At 63.8% G+C, this 16,996-nt stretch carries 16 protein-coding genes and 1 tRNA gene; 9 read left to right on the plus strand and 8 right to left on the minus strand.

Translation table 11 applies throughout. From position 1 onward, the window contains the following. Window positions 1–226 precede the first annotated feature (226 nt). From AC0L2O_RS21565 to glmS, 5 genes are all read right to left on the minus strand, one after another. Window positions 227–1,057, minus strand: coding sequence for a helix-turn-helix domain-containing protein (locus AC0L2O_RS21565; RefSeq protein ID WP_369723629.1), 831 nt, complete (start codon window positions 1,055–1,057; stop codon window positions 227–229). Between the two features lie 106 nt (window positions 1,058–1,163). Beyond that, window positions 1,164–1,553 carry a nuclear transport factor 2 family protein gene (locus tag AC0L2O_RS21570; protein WP_473371105.1) on the minus strand — a complete coding sequence of 130 codons (390 nt, stop codon included), beginning with the start codon at window positions 1,551–1,553 and terminating at the stop codon, window positions 1,164–1,166. Window positions 1,554–1,718: 165 nt separating this feature from the next. Next, window positions 1,719–2,576 carry an NAD(P)-dependent oxidoreductase gene (locus tag AC0L2O_RS21575; RefSeq protein WP_473371106.1) on the minus strand — a complete coding sequence of 286 codons (858 nt, stop codon included), beginning with the start codon at window positions 2,574–2,576 and terminating at the stop codon, window positions 1,719–1,721. Window positions 2,577–2,681: 105 nt separating this feature from the next. Next, window positions 2,682–3,446, minus strand: coding sequence for a DUF502 domain-containing protein (locus AC0L2O_RS21580; RefSeq protein ID WP_369723632.1), 765 nt, complete (start codon window positions 3,444–3,446; stop codon window positions 2,682–2,684). Between the two features lie 89 nt (window positions 3,447–3,535). Then, window positions 3,536–5,362: a glutamine--fructose-6-phosphate transaminase (isomerizing) gene (gene glmS / locus AC0L2O_RS21585; protein ID WP_473371107.1), complete on the minus strand. Its 1,827-nt coding sequence runs from the start codon at window positions 5,360–5,362 to the stop codon at window positions 3,536–3,538. A gap of 220 nt (window positions 5,363–5,582) precedes the next feature. On the opposite strand from glmS, the gene AC0L2O_RS21590 reads away from it, so the two are divergent. Beyond that, a complete protein-coding gene (locus AC0L2O_RS21590; RefSeq protein WP_369723633.1) occupies window positions 5,583–5,801 on the plus strand; it encodes a hypothetical protein in 219 nt (72 codons plus the stop codon). A 6-nt stretch (window positions 5,802–5,807) separates the two neighbouring features. Here AC0L2O_RS21590 and glmU read toward each other — a convergent pair whose 3' ends face one another. Beyond that, a complete protein-coding gene (glmU, locus tag AC0L2O_RS21595; protein WP_473371108.1) occupies window positions 5,808–7,175 on the minus strand; it encodes a bifunctional UDP-N-acetylglucosamine diphosphorylase/glucosamine-1-phosphate N-acetyltransferase GlmU in 1,368 nt (455 codons plus the stop codon). A gap of 171 nt (window positions 7,176–7,346) precedes the next feature. On the opposite strand from glmU, the gene AC0L2O_RS21600 reads away from it, so the two are divergent. Beyond that, window positions 7,347–8,744, plus strand: coding sequence for a hypothetical protein (locus tag AC0L2O_RS21600; protein ID WP_473371109.1), 1,398 nt, complete (start codon window positions 7,347–7,349; stop codon window positions 8,742–8,744). A gap of 158 nt (window positions 8,745–8,902) precedes the next feature. After that, complete coding sequence (locus AC0L2O_RS21605; RefSeq protein ID WP_369723636.1) at window positions 8,903–9,283, plus strand: hypothetical protein; 381 nt, start codon at window positions 8,903–8,905, stop codon at window positions 9,281–9,283. Here AC0L2O_RS21605 and AC0L2O_RS21610 read toward each other — a convergent pair. Then, window positions 9,243–10,802 (minus strand): glycoside hydrolase family 17 protein, encoded by a 1,560-nt coding sequence (locus tag AC0L2O_RS21610; RefSeq protein ID WP_369723637.1) that lies wholly within the window; start codon window positions 10,800–10,802, stop codon window positions 9,243–9,245. The genes AC0L2O_RS21605 and AC0L2O_RS21610 overlap by 41 nt on opposite strands. A gap of 330 nt (window positions 10,803–11,132) precedes the next feature. Between AC0L2O_RS21610 and AC0L2O_RS21615 the strand changes: the two genes are divergently transcribed. The 4 genes from AC0L2O_RS21615 (at window position 11,133) to AC0L2O_RS21630 (ending at window position 15,421) form a co-directional block, all read left to right on the plus strand. After that, entirely contained in the window at window positions 11,133–11,723 is a 591-nt protein-coding gene (locus tag AC0L2O_RS21615; RefSeq protein ID WP_409188832.1) for a beta-1-3, beta-1-6-glucan biosynthesis protein, read from the plus strand. Window positions 11,724–11,938: 215 nt separating this feature from the next. Beyond that, a complete protein-coding gene (locus tag AC0L2O_RS21620; RefSeq protein WP_473371110.1) occupies window positions 11,939–14,602 on the plus strand; it encodes a glycosyltransferase in 2,664 nt (887 codons plus the stop codon). Between the two features lie 274 nt (window positions 14,603–14,876). Then, a tRNA-Lys gene (locus tag AC0L2O_RS21625) sits at window positions 14,877–14,952 on the plus strand. Between the two features lie 199 nt (window positions 14,953–15,151). After that, window positions 15,152–15,421 carry a hypothetical protein gene (locus tag AC0L2O_RS21630; RefSeq protein WP_473371111.1) on the plus strand — a complete coding sequence of 90 codons (270 nt, stop codon included), beginning with the start codon at window positions 15,152–15,154 and terminating at the stop codon, window positions 15,419–15,421. Between the two features lie 58 nt (window positions 15,422–15,479). On the opposite strand, the gene AC0L2O_RS21635 is transcribed toward AC0L2O_RS21630, so the two are convergent. Then, on the minus strand, window positions 15,480–16,136 hold the full coding sequence (locus tag AC0L2O_RS21635; RefSeq protein ID WP_473371112.1) for a hypothetical protein: 657 nt from the start codon (window positions 16,134–16,136) through the stop codon (window positions 15,480–15,482). A gap of 288 nt (window positions 16,137–16,424) precedes the next feature. Between AC0L2O_RS21635 and AC0L2O_RS21640 the strand changes: the two genes are divergently transcribed. Beyond that, window positions 16,425–16,595, plus strand: a complete 171-nt coding sequence (locus tag AC0L2O_RS21640; protein WP_369723695.1) for a hypothetical protein — start codon at window positions 16,425–16,427, stop codon at window positions 16,593–16,595. An 84-nt stretch (window positions 16,596–16,679) separates the two neighbouring features. After that, window positions 16,680–16,922 carry a hypothetical protein gene (locus AC0L2O_RS21645; protein ID WP_369723697.1) on the plus strand — a complete coding sequence of 81 codons (243 nt, stop codon included), beginning with the start codon at window positions 16,680–16,682 and terminating at the stop codon, window positions 16,920–16,922. Window positions 16,923–16,996 lie beyond the last annotated feature (74 nt).

Genomic DNA, 16,996 nt, shown 5'->3' on the forward strand with positions numbered 1-16,996 from the left:
ATGACGAGTACTCTCATACGAATCCCATTGGGGAGGAATTGCTTCCGCAGAAACAATAACAGATCGGCCACGCGCCGTCTCCTCCTCGTCATTGCGAGCGCAGCGGCGCGACGAAGCATTCCAGAATCCCTCCACGGTGAGACTCTGGATTGCTTCGCTGCGCTCGCAATGACGACGCGGGAAGAGTCTGGCACATAGCGATCAGGTGGACTCGCGGCGACGCCCCTTACCTGGCATGCGCGCGCATGAACCTGCCGTGCTCGGACTCGGTCGCATCATTGGCCGGAAACATGCATTCGAGCCGCAGCTCTTCCGCCGTCACCGTTTGTGGCGTTCCGACCGTCGTGATCATGGAGAAATAGTCCAGCCTCACGCCGTCCTTGACGAAACTGAGCGGGATCATAGGCATCGCATCGGAGGCCGACGGCGCGCGCCATTCCGGCTTCACGCCGGGGTATTGCGACAGTTCCTCCAGCAGCGCCTTCGTCGTCAGATCGACGACGTGTCCGACCGCCTCGCGATGTACCCGTGCGAGCAATCCACGGGCGGTCTGCGGCCAGTTCGCGATGAAGGGACGCATGCCGTCCGGATCGAACATCAGGTGCAGCAGGTTGCGGGGAGCGGGTCGTGCCGACATGTCGATGAAACAATTGAACAGCCCCGGTGCGGCCTCGTTGGTCATCAGCACGTTCCAGTGGCGGTCCATAACGATGGCCGGAAACGGCTCGTGCTGACGCAGCATGCGGCGCAAGGCGCGATTGATGCTTGCCATGGCTGGCGTATCGAGCGCGGGATCGGAATAGGACGGCGCGTAGCCGGCGGCCAGCAGCAGCTCGTTTCGCTCGCGCAACGGGACGTCGAGGGCTTGCGCAAGGTCGAGCAGCATCTGGCGGCTCGGAACGCTGCGGCCACTCTCGACAAAACTGATGTGCTTCTGGGAGACGCCGGCATCGAACGACAGATCGAGCTGCGTCTTGGCGCGAATGTCCCGCCATTGCCGCAGCAGCGCGCCCGCAGAGCTGGCTCTCGTCTTGAGCTCACTGGCCGCAGCCTTCATCTCGACCGATCCTTGTTGTCGGAGCGCAATCTGCGCTTTTGGGCGGCGGAGGTGCCCCGGCGTCGGCGAGGCAGCTCCGCCGCCCGATGGGGGCAGAACGACGGTATCACCCGAAGGCCACCGGCCCCACGGCACCGACCCAGCGACGCACCCTCGTGTCGTCCTTCTCGTCCATGTAGAAAAAATGGGTCATCGTGGGATGCACCGTCGCCGCCGATCGGTCATCGGGGGTCATGTCGACGATGCCACAGAACACTTTGAGGGAGCCGGCATCCCAATATTCGGTGACGTGATGCAGGGCGGTGAACCCGGTATCGATGAAGGCCTTCAGATTGGCGCGGATCGCTTCGCGGCCTTTCCAGTCTGCCACGCCGAGGTTGCAGACGGCATCCTCGGCAAAACAGTCAAAGCCCTTTCCGAACGTCTTGTCGTCGATCTCTTTCCACATATCGAGAAGCCATTGCGGCGGCTCTCTCCTGGTAAACATGACTTGCATATCGCTCTCCTGATGCGGTGACACATGCGCCGGAAGGCTTCATCGAATGCTCCGCGGCGGTGGACGACCAGGACAGTAGTCGGACGGCGACTTGGCTCAATTACATCAGAGGTAATAAAGCGGGCATCGCGCCTCGACAGAGGCGGTGCCCTGATGTGGGAGCAGCTAGCCCTTCTTCTTGACGCTTTTTTCCGCAAACGCCTTCATCAGGTCGGTATCGATCCCGTCGCCCGTTGCGTGTTCAGCCAGATGCTCGAACCATCTCGCAAAACCCTCATAGATCTGGCTGGCCGGATGATCGGGCCCGAGGAAGCCGGAAATCTCCCGCATTTCCGCGACCCAGCGATAGGCCTTCGGGATCATGTCGGGCAACGCGACTTCGAGGCGCGCCAAAATTGCGGGTTGGCTCAGCGCGAGCTCGTTGCGGAGCGCGTCCGCTGCACCGGCTTTGGTGGCCGCGATCACCATCGCCGAGCCGATCCCGGCCAAGCCCTTGACGATGCCGGCGTAGGACATCTTGAGCGCGGACGCCGCGCCGACCGGACCTTCGACGATGCGTACGTCGAGGCCCAGGTCTTTCAGCACGGCAACGTCCCTGGCGTGCTCGCCGGACATATAGAATGCCGGACTCTTGCCGCCGGGCTGCGGCGGGAAGCCGATGATGCCGGCATCGACGAACGGCGCCTGCGCCGAGCCAATGATCTCCTCGATCCGCAGCACGGTGTCGACATTGACCGCGTTGCAGTCGACCACGACCGGCTTCTTCTCGCGCCGGACGATCAGGGAGGCCAGCCGCTCAGCCAGCGCAACCGCCTCGCCCGGCGGCACGATCGAAAGGATGATGTCAGCGTCTGCGATCGCCTCGTCCTCGGCGCCAATCATGCCGGCATCCGCCGCCCGTTTCAGCGTCGCCTCGCTCCGCCCCCTGAGCGACGTGAGCACGCGCGCGCCGTTCTCGTTGAGGCGGCGGGCGACCGCACTGCCCATGGCACCGGGCGCGAGGATCGCTATGGTTGGGGACATCGCAAACTCCAGTTCGAAAGCCGAGCCGTGCGCTCAGGTCGAGTGGAATCATAGCAGAGGACGGACGCGCCTGCGTGAACGCGGCCATCCCGCGGGGGAATGGCCCTACTCCGCCTTCGCAGGCTGGAGTGTAGAGGCCTGGGCAATACGCGCGGCGTTCGCCATGCCGGCGAGGGCCGCCGCCTTCTTCGGATCGGGCGCCGACCCCGGCTGCACCACGCCGGCCGACATGATCAGCGTCGCGGCGTCCTCGGTGCTCATGTCGACCTCGACGATCTTGCTCTTCGGCACGTAGAAGAAAAAGCCGGTGGTCGGGTTCGGCGAGCACGGCAGAAACACCGAGACATGCTCCTCCTGCCCCGGCAGGCTGCGCGCGACGTCCTCGTTGGGTGCCTGCGAGATCAGCACGATCGACCACATGCCCGGCGATGGAAACTCGACCAGGCCTACTCTGCGAAAGCTCGAGCCCTTGCCCGAAAACAGCGTTTCGAACACCTGCTTCAGGCCACGGTAGACGGCGCGCACCGCCGGAATACGGCCGACGAAAGTCTCGCCGAGATCGACCAAGGTGCGGCCGATCAAATTGGCGGTCAGGAAGCCCAGCAGTGTCAGCGCGAAAACTGCGACAATCAGACCCCAGCCGGGAACAACGTAGGGCATATAGGTTTCGGGCCGATAGGCCAGCGGCACGAACGGCCGCACCACGCCATCGACCCAGGTGACGAACCACCAGACCAGATACAGGGTGATCGCGATCGGCCCGGTCACCACGAGGCCAGTCAGGAAATAGTTGCGGAAACGGCCGATCAGGCCGGTATGCGGTTCCGGGGCCGCATCCACAGGCGCAGGCGTGTCGTCGCGGGTGGTCATTCGGGTTCCAGGTCGGTCGCTTCGTTCAAGCTAGGGTCTTCTAGCAGGTTTTTGAAGACCACCTAGCGTCCCGGCCCGTTCCCTTTCGCCTATTCCACCGTCACCGATTTGGCGAGATTGCGCGGCTGGTCGACATCGGTGCCCATCACCACCGCCGTATGGTAGGCGAGGAGCTGAACCGGGACGGCATAGACCATTGGGGTGAAGGCGGCCGCCATGTCGGGCATGACGATGGTGACGAGCGACTCCACCGTTGCCTCTGCCGCGCCCTTCGCGTCCGTCATCAGGATGATGTTGCCGCCGCGCGCGGCGACCTCCTGCATGTTGGACACCGTCTTCTCGAACACCTGGTCATAGGGCGCGATGACGACGACCGGCATGGTCTCGTCGATCAGCGCGATCGGCCCGTGCTTGAGCTCGCCGGCGGCATAGCCCTCGGCATGGATATAGGAGATCTCCTTCAGCTTCAGCGCGCCTTCGAGCGCAAGCGGAAAGCTGGTGCCGCGGCCGAGATAGAGCACATCGCGGGACTTGGCGATCCTGTGCGCCAGCTTTTCGATCTGGAGCTCGGTGGTCAGCGCATCGGCCATCAGACGCGGAATCTCGACCAGGCCGTGAACCAGCTTGGTCTCGTCCTCGTCGGACAATTCGCCGCGGGCCTTGCCGGCCGCGATCGCAAGGTTTGCGAGCACCATCAGCTGGCAGGTGAAGGCTTTGGTCGATGCGACGCCGATCTCCGGCCCGGCCAGCGTTGGCATCACGGTCTCGCTCTCGCGTGCGATCGTCGAAGTCGGCACGTTGACGACGGCAATGGTGTGCGCGCCCTCGGCTTTGGCATAACGCAGCGCGGCCAGGGTGTCGGCGGTCTCGCCGGATTGCGAGATGAAGATCGCCAGATCGCCCTTGCGCAACGGCGCTTCGCGGTAGCGGAATTCGGAGGCGACATCGACCTCGACCGGCACCCGCGCAAAACGCTCGAACCAGTATTTTGCGACGATGCCGGCGTAGCTGGCGGTGCCGCAGGCCGTGATATTGATGCGCTGGATGTCCTTGAAGTCGAACGGCAGCTTGACCGGCAGCGAGACGCGCTCGGTTGCCATGTCGACATAGCGCGCCAGCGTGTGGCCGACCACCTCCGGCTGCTCGTGGATTTCCTTCGCCATGAAGTGGCGATAATTGGCCTTGTCGACCAGCGAGGTCGAAGCTGCGTGCTTGATCTTGTCGCGCTGGACGGCATGGCCGTCCTTGTCGAAAATCGCAGCGCTCGTGTGGGTCAGGACGACCCAGTCGCCGTCCTCGAGATAGCTGATCGTGTCGGTAAACGGGCCGAGCGCGATGGCGTCGGAGCCGAGATACATCTCGCCGTCGCCATAGCCGATCGCGAGCGGGGGCCCATTGCGAGCGCCGATCATGAGATCGTCGTCGCCGGCGAAGATGAAGCCGAGCGCGAAGGCGCCGCGCAGCCGCGCCAGCGTGAGCTTCACCGCTTCCACCGGCTTGTTGCCGCGCGTCAAGAGATCGTCGACCAGGTGCAGAACGATTTCGGTGTCGGTCTGGGTGTGGAACACCGTGCCCTTGTGCTCGAGCTCCTCGCGCAGTTCGCGGAAATTCTCGATGATGCCGTTGTGGACGACGGCGACGCGCTCGGTTGCGTGCGGATGCGCGTTGTTGACGGTCGGCTTGCCGTGCGTGGCCCAGCGGGTGTGACCGATGCCGGTCGTGCCCTTCAGCGGCTCGGCCTCCAGCCGCTTCTCCAGATTCTTCAGCTTGCCCTCGGCACGGCGGCGCTCGATATGCCTGCCTTCGAGCGTGGCGACGCCGGCGGAATCGTAGCCGCGATACTCAAGACGTTTGAGCGAATCCACCAATTGCTCTGCAACCGGCTCGCGCCCGAGAATGCCGACAATCCCGCACATGCGGATCAATATCCCCCAAATCGTCGAAAAATCGCCTAAACGACGCGCTCGGTTTTTAGCGAAGTTCCTAAGGAACCAGATACTCAATAATTATGACGGATTACGACAGCATCGGTGACGGCACGCCTTCACGTGCGTCGATGTGGCCGGCCTTTAACCGCGCGCGTTAACTCGTTGTCAACAAGTTTGGCCAACGATTCACGCCCGGGAGATCAAGGCCATGAAAGCCTCATCCGACCGCAAAGGTCTGTCATCGATGTCCGTGCGCGCCAGCGAGACCACGGGCACGCACCTTGCACATTGGCCACCGCCGCAGCGCGGCAACGAAAGCAAGCCCGTCTTCGTCAAGCATGCGGCCGGCGAGCCCGCGAAACGTGCCAAGCCGCGCGGCTGGCGCCTCACGCGCGCGATCTTCTCCGAATTCGCCGACGACGAATAACGCCGCTCACGCCTCCGGCTTCTTTTCGCTCTTCTTGCCGCCCGTCTTCATCTCGCGGTAGCGCGCAGCGCCGCCTTCTCGGATGGTCTGCTGGTTGCGCTCCAGCGCCATCGCATCGTCGGGCACGTCGCGCGTGATCACCGAGCCCGAGCCGATATAGGCGCCCTTGCCGATTTTCACCGGCGCGACAAGCGAAGAGTTGGTGCCGATGAAGGCGCCCTCGCCGATGATGGTCTTGTGCTTCTTGAAGCCATCATAGTTGCAGGTGATGGTGCCGGCGCCGATGTTGGAATTGGCGCCGATCGTGGCGTCACCGATGTAGGAGAGATGGTTGACCTTGACGCCGGCCTCCAGCGTCGCGGCCTTGGTCTCCACAAAATTGCCGATGCGCGCGCCATCGCCGAGCGTGGTGCCGGGCCTCAACCGCGCATAGGGACCGATCGAGACGTTCTTGCCGAGCGTGGTCTGCACAATGTGCGAGAAGGAGTGGATCACCGCGCCGTCGGCAATCGACACGCCGGGGCCGATCACCACGAATGGCTCGATGGTCACGTCCTTGCCGAATACGGTGTCAGCGGCGAGATAGACGGTCTCCGGCGCGACCAGCGTGACGCCGGCCTCCATCGCGGCCTTGCGCAGCCGCCCCTGCATCACCGCTTCCGCTTCCGCAAGCTGCGCCTTGGTGTTGATGCCGCGTACTTCGTCCTCACTGGTCTCGATCACCACGGACTCCCATCCCTGTTCGCGGACGATTTCGACCGCGTCCGTCAGATAATACTCGCCCTTCGAATTGATATTGCCGATTTTGTCCAGGATCGCGAGTGCACGGCGCCCGTCGATCGCCATCACGCCGGCATTGCACAGATTGATCTTGCGCTCTTCGGGGCTGGCGTCGGCCTGCTCGCGGATCGCGACCAGGCGATTGCCCTCGACGATGAAGCGGCCGTAGCCGGTAGGATCTGCGGCGCGAAAACCCAGCGCGGCGATGGCCGCGCCTTTGGCGAGCGGCGCGCGCAGCCGTCCGAACGTCTCGGCCGAGATCAGCGGCGTGTCGCCGAACGCGATCAGGAGATCATCCACGCCCCGCAAGATGGCTTCGCGCGCCGCCAGCACTGCATGCGCGGTGCCGAGCCGATCGGACTGCACGAAGATCAGGGCGTCGGGGCGAATCCGCCTGGCCGCGTCCGTCACCGCGTGATGGTCGGGACCGATCACCACAGCGAGCGTGGCGCCGGTTCCCTGCGGCGCGGCGGCGAGCACATGGGCCAGCAGGCTCTCGCCTGCGACCGGATGCAGCACTTTCGGCAGGCGTGAGCGCATGCGCGTGCCTTCACCGGCGGCGAGCACGATCGTGAGGCTGGAGCGGGCGGTCATCAAAATCCTGTCAGATGCGGCCGAATCGATCTGCGGCGGCAGGGCGTGCCGTCATGAGCTATCGCCTTGCTACCCCCGCAAACGCCCGGAGTTCAAGTGCGGGACGCTTTTCCTGTTAATGTTCCCTGATTGATTCGGGGAAGCCAGACAGGGCTGGGCACTTAAAACTTCATGGCGAAAGATTCCGACCCACTGGCGGACGCCTTCGGCACCAAGGAGACCGGCGGGCTGTTCTCCGGACTTTTGGCCGAGGAAAGCACGTTCAACCGCGGCATGATGTGGCGGCTGGGCTCGTGGGCCGTGGCGGCCGTGGGCGCCGTCGTGCTCGCCGTCCTGGCCAACCAGGCCCAGCTCGGCTGGCGACGCGACCAGGTCGCCTCGCTCGATCTGTCCCGCCAGGCCGACCGGCTGCAGATCCTGACGAAGGAGAGCCAGAACGAAGCGCGTCGCCTGGCCTCCGCCATCGAGACGTTGAACAGTGATCGCGACCGGCTCTATTCCCGCGTCACCGTGCTGGAGCAAGGGCTGGAGTCCGTGACCGGCGCCATCGCCAAGCAGACCCCCACATTGCCGCAGGCGCCCGCCTCGAAGCCGCAGGACGCGCCGATGGCCGCCGCGCCGCCGGCGGCGTCCGCACCGGAGGTCGCGCCGGTCACCTCCACGGCAGCATCGCTGGTCGACAGACCGCGCGCGGGTGCCGCCAGAGACCCCAAGGAAAGCCAGAAGGATACCTCGAAGGAAATTTCGAAGGACACTTCGAAAGAAGTTGCGAAGGACCAGCCAAGCCTGCCGCCGCGGACCGCCGCTGCGGCCTCGCTCGTACCGCAATCGCCGGCGACGACCTCGGCCCAGCCGATGCTTCCGCTGGTGCCATCAAAGTCGATGATGGCGCCGCCCGATCCTGCTGCATCGAAATTGATTCAGGCCGAGACAACTGAGAAGGCGGCAGAAAACAAGCCCGAGCCCGCCCCCGCCCCGACCGAAGTCGCGGCAGCATCGGCCAAGCCACCGGAAGCAGCCGAGAGCGAGGCTCCTGCGATCGCGGTTCAGCAGACGCGCTTCGCGATCGATCTCGGCGGCGCGAACTCGATCGACGGCCTGCGCGCGCTGTGGCGCGGGCTCAGCAAGTCGAACCCGGAGATCGCAGTGCTGCGGCCGATCATCATGATCAAGGAAGGCAACACCGGACTGGGCATGCAGCTTCGCCTAGGCGCCGGTCCGCTCATCAACGCCGCCGCCGCCGCAAAGCTCTGCGCAGGTCTCGCCGAGAACGACCGGCACTGCGAGACGACCGTGTTCGACGGCCAGCGGCTGTCGATGCGCGGCGGCTCGGAAAAACCGGACAGGGGATCGGAGAAGAACACCGAGAAGAGCCAGGACGCCGTGCCCCAAGCCGATACCGCGCCTGCCCCCGCAGTCAAGCCCGACAAGCACCGCCGCAGCTATTCCTCGAAGCGCAGCTCAAAGCGCGAGGAGCCCGCGCCGGCACCTGCGCCACAGCCGGCCGCTCAGGCCAAGCCTGAGACGACGTCGGCGAGTTCGACCATATCGTCGTTCTTCAGACGGTAGGATTGTCAGGGATTGTGATCTGCTCGCCGCAGCCTATCGCCTGAGACTGCGCCGCTCAAAAAGTGGCCGCCAACTGGCTGATCTTGATGACCGCATTGGGCACAAAAAATCCGCCCGACACTGTTGCCCGCTCTCCCCTTCCCGACCATATTGCCCCCATGAAGAAAAAGCCCTTTCGCCTCACGCCCTACCAGGTGCAGTTCCTGATCGTGGTGGGTTTCGTCACCGTCGGCTGGGCGCTTTACGTGCGCTATTTCGCGGTCGAGTTCTCGCAAGTGGCGCTCGCGTGCGATGCCGGCTTGCAGACCCTGATCTGCAAGGCGCGCGCGGTCTCCACGTCGCTGTTCAAGAATTCGGTGTTCGGCATCGTCGCGCTTGTGATCGCGACGCTGAACCTGATGCGGCCTTCGATCGTGCTCTTGACCCTGGGCGTGATCGCCGCCGGCCTCGGCATCGTGCTCTACAACATCGTGCTGGCGGGGCTGGCGATCGGCCTGCTCATCCTTGGCTTTGCGCGGCCCGCGCCCGCCACAGCGTGAGCGCGAACAACAGGTAGATCGCGCAGGTCCAGAGCGACTGCCAATTCTCGCGACCTTCGTTCAGAAGCGTATAGGCTGCACACAGCGCCAGCAGCCCGGCGAATGCAGCCTCCGCGATCGGACGCACGCCGATCTGGGCGCGGTTAAGCATCAGAAGCGCGAACGGCACCACCGCCATCGTCAGCGAGGCATAGGGGAAGTCGCGGTAGCGCGGATCGAATACGAATCCGAGCGCGGTCTCGGCCGCGATCACGGCCGTCACCGCCAGCGTCAGGCCGAGCACGGCCGTGAGCTTCGACCATTTCCGTTCCTCGCGCGGACCGAGAATATCGAGGAAGGTCGGCAGGCTGCGGCCAATCACCAGCGCCTGCGCGCAGAAGATCGGCGACAGGATGCCGGCGGCGAGCAGCAGGCCCCATTGCAGCCAGCCGCCCCAGCCATAGCTCTCATAAAACATCTTGTCGGCGGCGATCCCGAGCAGGATGCCGGCCGACGTCGCGGAGATGCCGACGCCGAGCCAGGCCGAGAAGCGCGGCGTCCAGGGCCTGCGCCGCAGCGTGAGGCCGGCGACCGCGAACACCAGCACGCTTAACCCCATGCCGGCGCCCATGTACCATTTCCAGAACGGGAAATTGCTGATCGGCTCGCCCGGCGGATATTTCAGCTGTCGGCGCACGGAATCAATCAGGCCCCAATAGCCGCCGACGGTGCCTTCGAGCCGGCGCTTCCACGGCTGGTCATAGGCCTCGATCAGATTGACGCGAAATTTCTGCGCCTTTGCAAGGCCGAGGATCTCCGAGACCACGCGTGCCTGGTTGGTGCGGGACGGCAGCGCGCCGTCGCGCATGCGGCCTTCGCTCGGCCAGCCGGTCTCGCCGATCAAGATCTCCTTGCCGGGAAACGCGACAGCCATCCGCTCGCGGATCGACTCGACATGGGCGGCAGCGAATTTCGCCCGCACCGGCATGTCTTCCCAATAAGGCAGGATGTGAATCGTGACGAAGTCGACGGCGTCGTAGACCTCGCGGTTCTTCAGCCAGTATTCCCACACGTCGGCATAGGTGACGGGCACGGTGACCTGCGCCTTCACCGAGCGGATGATGGCCGTGAGATCGGACGTCGTCATCTCGCCGCGCAGCAACACCTCGTTGCCGACGACGAGCGCGGAGATGGTGCCGGGGAATTCCTTGGTGAGGCGGACGGCGGTCGCCACTTGCGCAAAATTCTTGGCGCGGTTGCTGCCGAGCCAGATGCCCTGGATCACCTTCAGCCCGCCGATCTTCGTCGCGACCGCCGGCACCTGGTCGAGCCCGTTCTCGATCGAATAGGTGCGCACACAGTCGGTGATCTGCTTGAGCTGGCGCAGATCCTGCTCGAGCTGGTCGGCCTCGATATGGGTCCATTCGTTCAGCGGCGTCTGATCGCCGCGGAACGGCGCATAGGAGACGCATTGGACCTTGTCATTGGGATCGATCGGCGCGCGCGCGAGGGTGATCGGCGTGGCCAGCCACCACCACACGGCAGCAATCGTACAGAGGGAGACGAGCAGGAGCGCCAATGGCGTACGAAGTGAAATCGGTTCCGTCCTCCGCGAAGGGCCCGTCGATTACCTGCTCGCACGCCATCTGCCAAGGGGGGACGGTGCGATGGATCCTTCGCTCCCCCGGGGAATTGGCCTGCGGCCGTTCGACCGAGGCTCAGGACGGTGACTTTGCTGGACAAAAATCCAAATACAGGCCATCAGATTTTGCGGGACTTTTCCGCCGCATTGGAGACCCATTTGGACGCCATCACCATTGCGTCCGCGATGTCCTCCGCGCGGGCGGTCAGCTGAGACATTGGGGAATTCATGCGGCGACGGGTGTTCGAGTTACGAAATGCGGCCCTGCGGCAGTTCGCCGCCATCTTGGCCGTGTCCTCCGTGGTTTTCCTGACCGGCCTCGGTGGCGCCTCCGCCCAGAGCGGCTCGCCGGCCCCCGACCAGGGCAAGGCCGCGACCCAGCCCGCCGACGCCGCCAAGGATGCGGCCCAGAACCAGCGCCGCACCGACGAGTTCGCGGAAGCCGCCCAAGTCATCAACGGTCCCGCCGGTAACCCGGAATGCGTCTGGCTCGGCCGGCGCGTGGTGCGGCTGATGTGGCGGGATGACCTCGATACCGCCTTCCGCCACCTCGATCTCTACGACCGCTTCGGCTGCCCCGGCGGCCACATCCAGGCGGCGTTTCGCTGCCTGACCCGCTTCGGCGCCCAGATCGATCCGAAGGTCGCCGAGACCCTGGACAGCCGTGTGCACGCTTGCTGGATCAACCCGGCCTCCCAGCCGCAGCAGGCGGCGGCCGCGGCCTCCCAACCGGCGGCGCCGACCGCCGGCAGCGCGCAGCCGCAGCCGGCCGCAAGCCCGTCACCCGCGGCCAGCCCCTCGCCCGCGCCCCAGAAATAGCCGCGATCGTTTCAGCCTTCGTTCAGGAACGATCGGCGATAGCGATTGTTGGCACTGCCGCGCTTCTGTGAAAAAGGCGTGCCCTCGTATGGACATGAGGGCATGACAGTTGTGAAACCGCGCGGCAGAGATATGCTCCACTTGCCGCGGACTTGGTCGGATCTCGGGGTCGGATCCGCTTCCCTGCCATTTCAGCCCCGTTTGGTTTAGCCGCGATGCGCGTTGTCGCCGCCGTTCTGTTGCTTGTGTCCGTGCTTCACGCCGGCATCTGGGGAGTCATGCGCGACAGGGAACCCGCGCCCGACTTCAGGGGCCTGTTGCCCAGCCTGTCTTATACGCCGTTCGAGCCGGGACATGTTGTCGACGACAATGTCGACCCCGACAAGATTCGTGCCGATCTGAAAAAGCTCTCGACCCTCACGCGTGCCATCCGATCTTACTCCGCGACGGAAGGCAACGAACTGGTGCCGCCGATCGCCGCCGAGTTCGGGCTCAAGGTCACGGTCGGCGCCTGGATCGGCAAGGACCCGGACCGCAACGAGCGGGAGATCAAGGCCGCCATCGAACTCGCCCGCAAGAACAGCAACGTTAACGGGCTCGTCGTCGGCAACGAAGTGATCTACCGCGGCGAGCAGAAGGTCGAAGACCTCATCGAGATGATCAAGAGGGTGAAGAGCGCGGTCCGCGTGCCCGTCACCACCGGCGAGATCTGGAACATCTGGCGCGACAATCCCGACCTCGCCTCCAACGTCGATTTCATCGCCGCCCACGTACTGCCCTACTGGGAAAACTTCCGCTCGGACCAGGCCGTCGACCAAGCGGTCGACCGCTACAATTTGTTGCGCAACCTGTTCCCCGGCAAGCGCATCGTGATCGCCGAGTTCGGCTGGCCGAGCGCGGGCTATAATTTACGCAACGCCGACCCCGGCCCGTTCCAGCAGGCGCTGACCTTGCGCAACTTCGTCAGCCGTGCCGAAGGCCTCGGCATGGAGTACAACATCGTCGAAGCCATCGATCAGCCCTGGAAGTATTTCGAAGGCGGCGTCGGTCCGTACTGGGGCATCCTCAACGCCAACCGTGAGCCGAAATTCGCCTGGACCGGCCCGGTCGAGAATCTCGACTACTGGAAGCTGATGGGAATAGCACTTCTGGTCGGCATCCTGCTGTCGCTGCCGATCCTGCGGCTGCAGCAGCCGACCGCGCGGCAGGCGTTTCTGCTGTCGGCTGCCGCGAACGGTGTCGGCGCCTGGGCCGCCACCGTGTTCGCGTTCTGGAACGGGCATTATTTCATCTTCGGCTCGGCGTTTGCGCTGACGCTCGGCATGATTCTTCTTGTTCCCCTCGTCCTGATCGCGATGGCGCGCATCGACGAGATCGCAGCCGTCGCGTTCGGCCGGCCGCCGCAACGGCTGCTGACCAAGGGCAAGCCGGTCGACAACGTCGCGGAGACCTACTTCCCAAAAGTCTCGATCCACATCCCGGCATATTTCGAGCCGGTCGAGATGCTCAAGCAGACGCTCGATGCGTTGTCGCGGCTCGACTATCCGAACTACGAATGCGTCGTCATCATCAACAACACGCCTGATCCCGCCTTCTGGCAGCCGATCCAGGACCATTGCCGCGCGCTCGGCGAACGCTTCAAGTTCATCAACGCCGAGAAGGTGAAGGGTTTTAAAGCCGGCGCTCTGCGGATTGCGATGGATCGGACCGCTGCGGACGCCGAGATCATCGGCATTCTCGATGCCGACTATGTCGTCGATCCCGATTGGCTGAAGGACCTCGTGCCGGCCTTCGCCGACCCGCGCGTTGGCCTGGTGCAGGCGCCGCAGGAGCATCGCGACGGCGATCTGTCGATCATGCACTACATCATGAACGGCGAGTATGCCGGCTTCTTCGACATCGGCATGGTTCAGCGCAACGAGGTCAGCGCCATCATCGTGCACGGCACGATGTGCCTGATCCGCCGCGCCGCGATGGACATGGCCGGCGGCTGGTCGAGCGACACGATCTGCGAGGACAGTGATCTCGGCCTCGCGATCCAGGAGCTCGGCTGGGTGACCCACTACACCAACCACCGCTACGGCCGTGGCCTGCTCCCCGACACCTACGAGGCCTTCAAGAAGCAGCGTCACCGCTGGGCCTATGGCGGCCTCCAGATCGTGAAGAAGCACTGGCGGCGCTTCCTGCCCGGCGCAAGCCGGCTGACGCCCGACCAGAGGCGCGAATACGGTTTAGGCTGGTTGAACTGGCTCGGGGCCGAAAGCCTCGGTGTGGTCGTGGCGCTGCTCAACCTCGTCTGGGTGCCGATCGTCGCCTTTGCCGACATCGCCATCCCGGACAAAATTTTGACCTTGCCGATCATCGCCGCCTTCATCGTCTCGCTGGCGCACTTCCTGTCGATGTACCGCGCGCGCGTTGCGATCAAACCCGGCCAGATGCTGGGCGCCATGATCGCGGCGATGAGCGTGCAGTGGACCGTGTCGCGCGCGGTCGCCCAAGGCCTGATCACCGAGCACATTGCGTTCGCGCGCACCTCCAAGGGCGGGCTGTCGCGGATGTCGATCGAGTTCCAGGCATTCTGGGAAGCGGTGATCGGCGCCCTGCTCCTGATCGGCGCCGGCGTGCTGATTGCGTCGAACAGTTTCCGCCAGATCACCGAGATCTACATTTTCGCAGGCGTCCTGGTGCTGCAAAGCCTGCCGTTCCTGGCCGCGGTCGCCATCGCGATCCTCGAGCTCAGCCGCATCAACTCGTTCCAGTTCTGGCGCGACAGCGCGATCCGCAGCGCCGAGCTGATCGGGCTCCGCCCGGTGGCGCTGCCGACCCCTGCCGGCAACCCGCAGCCGGTGCCGAGCGAGGTGCGGCGGGAGGCGAATTGACGCGCCAATCGCCGGCCAAGGCCGCGTGATGAAAAGTCAGGTGGCCTTCGGCGTAGATGCGGGTGGTCAATCGGGATGAAAATCCTGCTCTAAGCGACGGAAAAATTGTCCGAATCCCCGTCTCTGCCGCCATCTTCGGCAGCCTCCTGCGCTATTGACCTCAGCGCCCCGTCCCCCTACACAGCGCGAGCCGAAAGCATGATCCGGCAAGACATGCTTTTCGAAATGACCGAAGACGATGGCCATCAATCTCGAAGCCATCCAGCGGCCATGGGAGCGCGTAGCTCAGCCGGTAGAGCACGTGACTTTTAATCACGGGGTCCTGGGTTCGAGCCCCAGCGCGCTCACCAAACACCAAGCGCTTAGCCGGAAAACCACCTCCAACCTCTGTGTCGGTACTGCATGGGCAAATCGATTGCCGCGACCTCTGTCAACTTGCCGACCGTTGCCGTCTGCACCTTGACCCGTGATGGGACGATCTTAACCTTTGTTGACGTTGCGTCGGACTATAGTTGATAGGATGGCGATGCTCGGGGGCATGGGAAGCATATGGTTGACCGTCTGAAGGACGCTCTGGAGCATCTTGAAACTCCAATCTGTCTCGACTGCCATGTCGGGATGCGCTGGTTCCGCTCTGAGCTGGTCGCGGATAACCCGATCTCAAGGATCGCGCATCTTTTCGTCTGCCCAAACTGCAAGCGTGCGGAGCGGACAGACACGAAATTCACTCCCGCCGGCGTGCCGTCTGCAAAAGCTTCTGCCCCGCGTTTTCGCGGCGTGGCATCCGAAATCGGTGGCATAGCCAGTCGGGCTGTCTGACCGAAGCGGCTGGGCGCCTAGCGCCGACACAAACTCCAGTGATTTGCCCGACTTATCTTCAGCTTTCCGGAGCTGCAGCCGGCACACTCAGCGGAGCTCCTCCAACCGAGACGGGCCCTACGGATTTCAATTGCCGGGCCATCCGTTTGCGCATCGCCGCGGAAATTCCATAGCGTGCATGCGCTCTTCGGACGGAGGACGTCACGTCCGACATCATTGCGCTTTGCAGCGAGTCAATCTTTGCGATCAGCGTCGAAAGCTGTGACGATATCTTCTTCACATCGAACCGTTCGTCCGTGATGCTCTGTCGCAGAGAAAGCAGCACCATTGAATCCTGCTGCAGCAGATCTGCGTTTTGCTGCAATGCATGATTATTCTCCTGCAGCGAAGCCGTATGTTGTTGCTGGGACGACTGAATATCCTTCAGTGCAGCGACAACCGGATCCGGTTTTGGCGCGGAAGCTTCCCAGCGCGGAAGCAGTTCAGCCAAACTGCCGACATTCGGCGCGCGAAAATCAAGCGGCGATGTATAGATGGCCGCCGAGCCGTTGATGGCGAGAGCACAGACCGACAGGACCAGGATCGATTTCCGGCTGGACTGCTTGATCGGTGCTGAACTTTCCGGGGCTGCGGGTTCGAGTGCTGCGGCAGCAAGCGCGAGCGCCACAGGGTCGAATTGTTCGGCGAGGACTTGCGTTTCGGATGTCGTGGTCACGTGCGTCGACCTCAAAGGAGCCAGCGAAAGGCACCGTCGCCGGAACGCCGTCGTGACGCCTCCTGTACGCAGCACCCACCTACAACTGCCTAAAATTGTGGGCTTTTCGGATTAATTCCACGTTAGCAACGGGGTCCCGTCCCGTGCCCAGCCACCCCGGCAGATTACGGGGGGCGATGCGATGGTTTGCCCGGGTGGCGTGTCCCGGCTCTCGTCCAAGCAAACTGTTGTGCTCCCCTGAGGAATGGGGCAGCCTGCTTCGAAGCGCGACAAAACGGGAGGAACGGCATGTTTGAAATCAGCGGTTTCGACACGGCAGGCGTGGTGAGCCTCAAGCGGCCGTCACTCGCCGCCGCCCTCAAGAAAGCCAGAGAGCTTGTCGAGGACGGATGCTGGGACGTTCAGATCGTTGATCCAAATGGTCGCGTTTACCTCTCGTTCGAGGAACAGGCCGCGTAGCCACCCCGCCCCGCACCGTTGCCAATCAACTCGTTTCGGAGCACGCTCTCTTCAGGCGCGCAGACGCTGCATTGGGAGAGAGACATGAAGGAGACCGGCCTGGATGGTCGCCATCGGGACAAGGATGGCGCGATCAGCAAGAAGCACGGCAACACGCTGGTGGGTACGTTGCGCAAGATCTACGGCAAGGGATTTGCAGCCGGTTATCCGGATACGACCCTGCTGAGTGACGTCCTGCTTCAATTGAACGAGACCTCCCTGAGCCAATTGCGTCGCGATCACGACACCGGGCATTTGGGGCACAAGATCGACCACGTCCCTAAGTAACGGACGTTACGCGGTCCACTTCACGTCATCGGAACGGGCCTGCCGAGAGGCCCGGCAATGTGGCCTGGACAGGC

The organism is Bradyrhizobium sp. Kon10, from assembly GCF_055807395.1.

Coding starts and splice junctions, on each gene's coding strand:
- AC0L2O_RS21640 (WP_369723695.1), top strand. CDS start 16,425: ATGTTTGAAATCAGCGGTTTCGACACGGCAGGCGTGGTGAGCCTCAAG.
- glmS (WP_473371107.1), bottom strand. CDS start 5,362: ATGTGCGGGATTGTCGGCATTCTCGGGCGCGAGCCGGTTGCAGAGCAA.
- AC0L2O_RS21600 (WP_473371109.1), top strand. CDS start 7,347: ATGGCGAAAGATTCCGACCCACTGGCGGACGCCTTCGGCACCAAGGAG.
- AC0L2O_RS21630 (WP_473371111.1), top strand. CDS start 15,152: ATGGTTGACCGTCTGAAGGACGCTCTGGAGCATCTTGAAACTCCAATC.
- AC0L2O_RS21615 (WP_409188832.1), top strand. CDS start 11,133: ATGCGGCGACGGGTGTTCGAGTTACGAAATGCGGCCCTGCGGCAGTTC.
- AC0L2O_RS21580 (WP_369723632.1), bottom strand. CDS start 3,446: ATGACCACCCGCGACGACACGCCTGCGCCTGTGGATGCGGCCCCGGAA.
- glmU (WP_473371108.1), bottom strand. CDS start 7,175: ATGACCGCCCGCTCCAGCCTCACGATCGTGCTCGCCGCCGGTGAAGGC.
- AC0L2O_RS21570 (WP_473371105.1), bottom strand. CDS start 1,553: ATGCAAGTCATGTTTACCAGGAGAGAGCCGCCGCAATGGCTTCTCGAT.
- AC0L2O_RS21645 (WP_369723697.1), top strand. CDS start 16,680: ATGAAGGAGACCGGCCTGGATGGTCGCCATCGGGACAAGGATGGCGCG.
- AC0L2O_RS21565 (WP_369723629.1), bottom strand. CDS start 1,057: ATGAAGGCTGCGGCCAGTGAGCTCAAGACGAGAGCCAGCTCTGCGGGC.
- AC0L2O_RS21575 (WP_473371106.1), bottom strand. CDS start 2,576: ATGTCCCCAACCATAGCGATCCTCGCGCCCGGTGCCATGGGCAGTGCG.
- AC0L2O_RS21605 (WP_369723636.1), top strand. CDS start 8,903: ATGAAGAAAAAGCCCTTTCGCCTCACGCCCTACCAGGTGCAGTTCCTG.
- AC0L2O_RS21590 (WP_369723633.1), top strand. CDS start 5,583: ATGAAAGCCTCATCCGACCGCAAAGGTCTGTCATCGATGTCCGTGCGC.
- AC0L2O_RS21620 (WP_473371110.1), top strand. CDS start 11,939: ATGCGCGTTGTCGCCGCCGTTCTGTTGCTTGTGTCCGTGCTTCACGCC.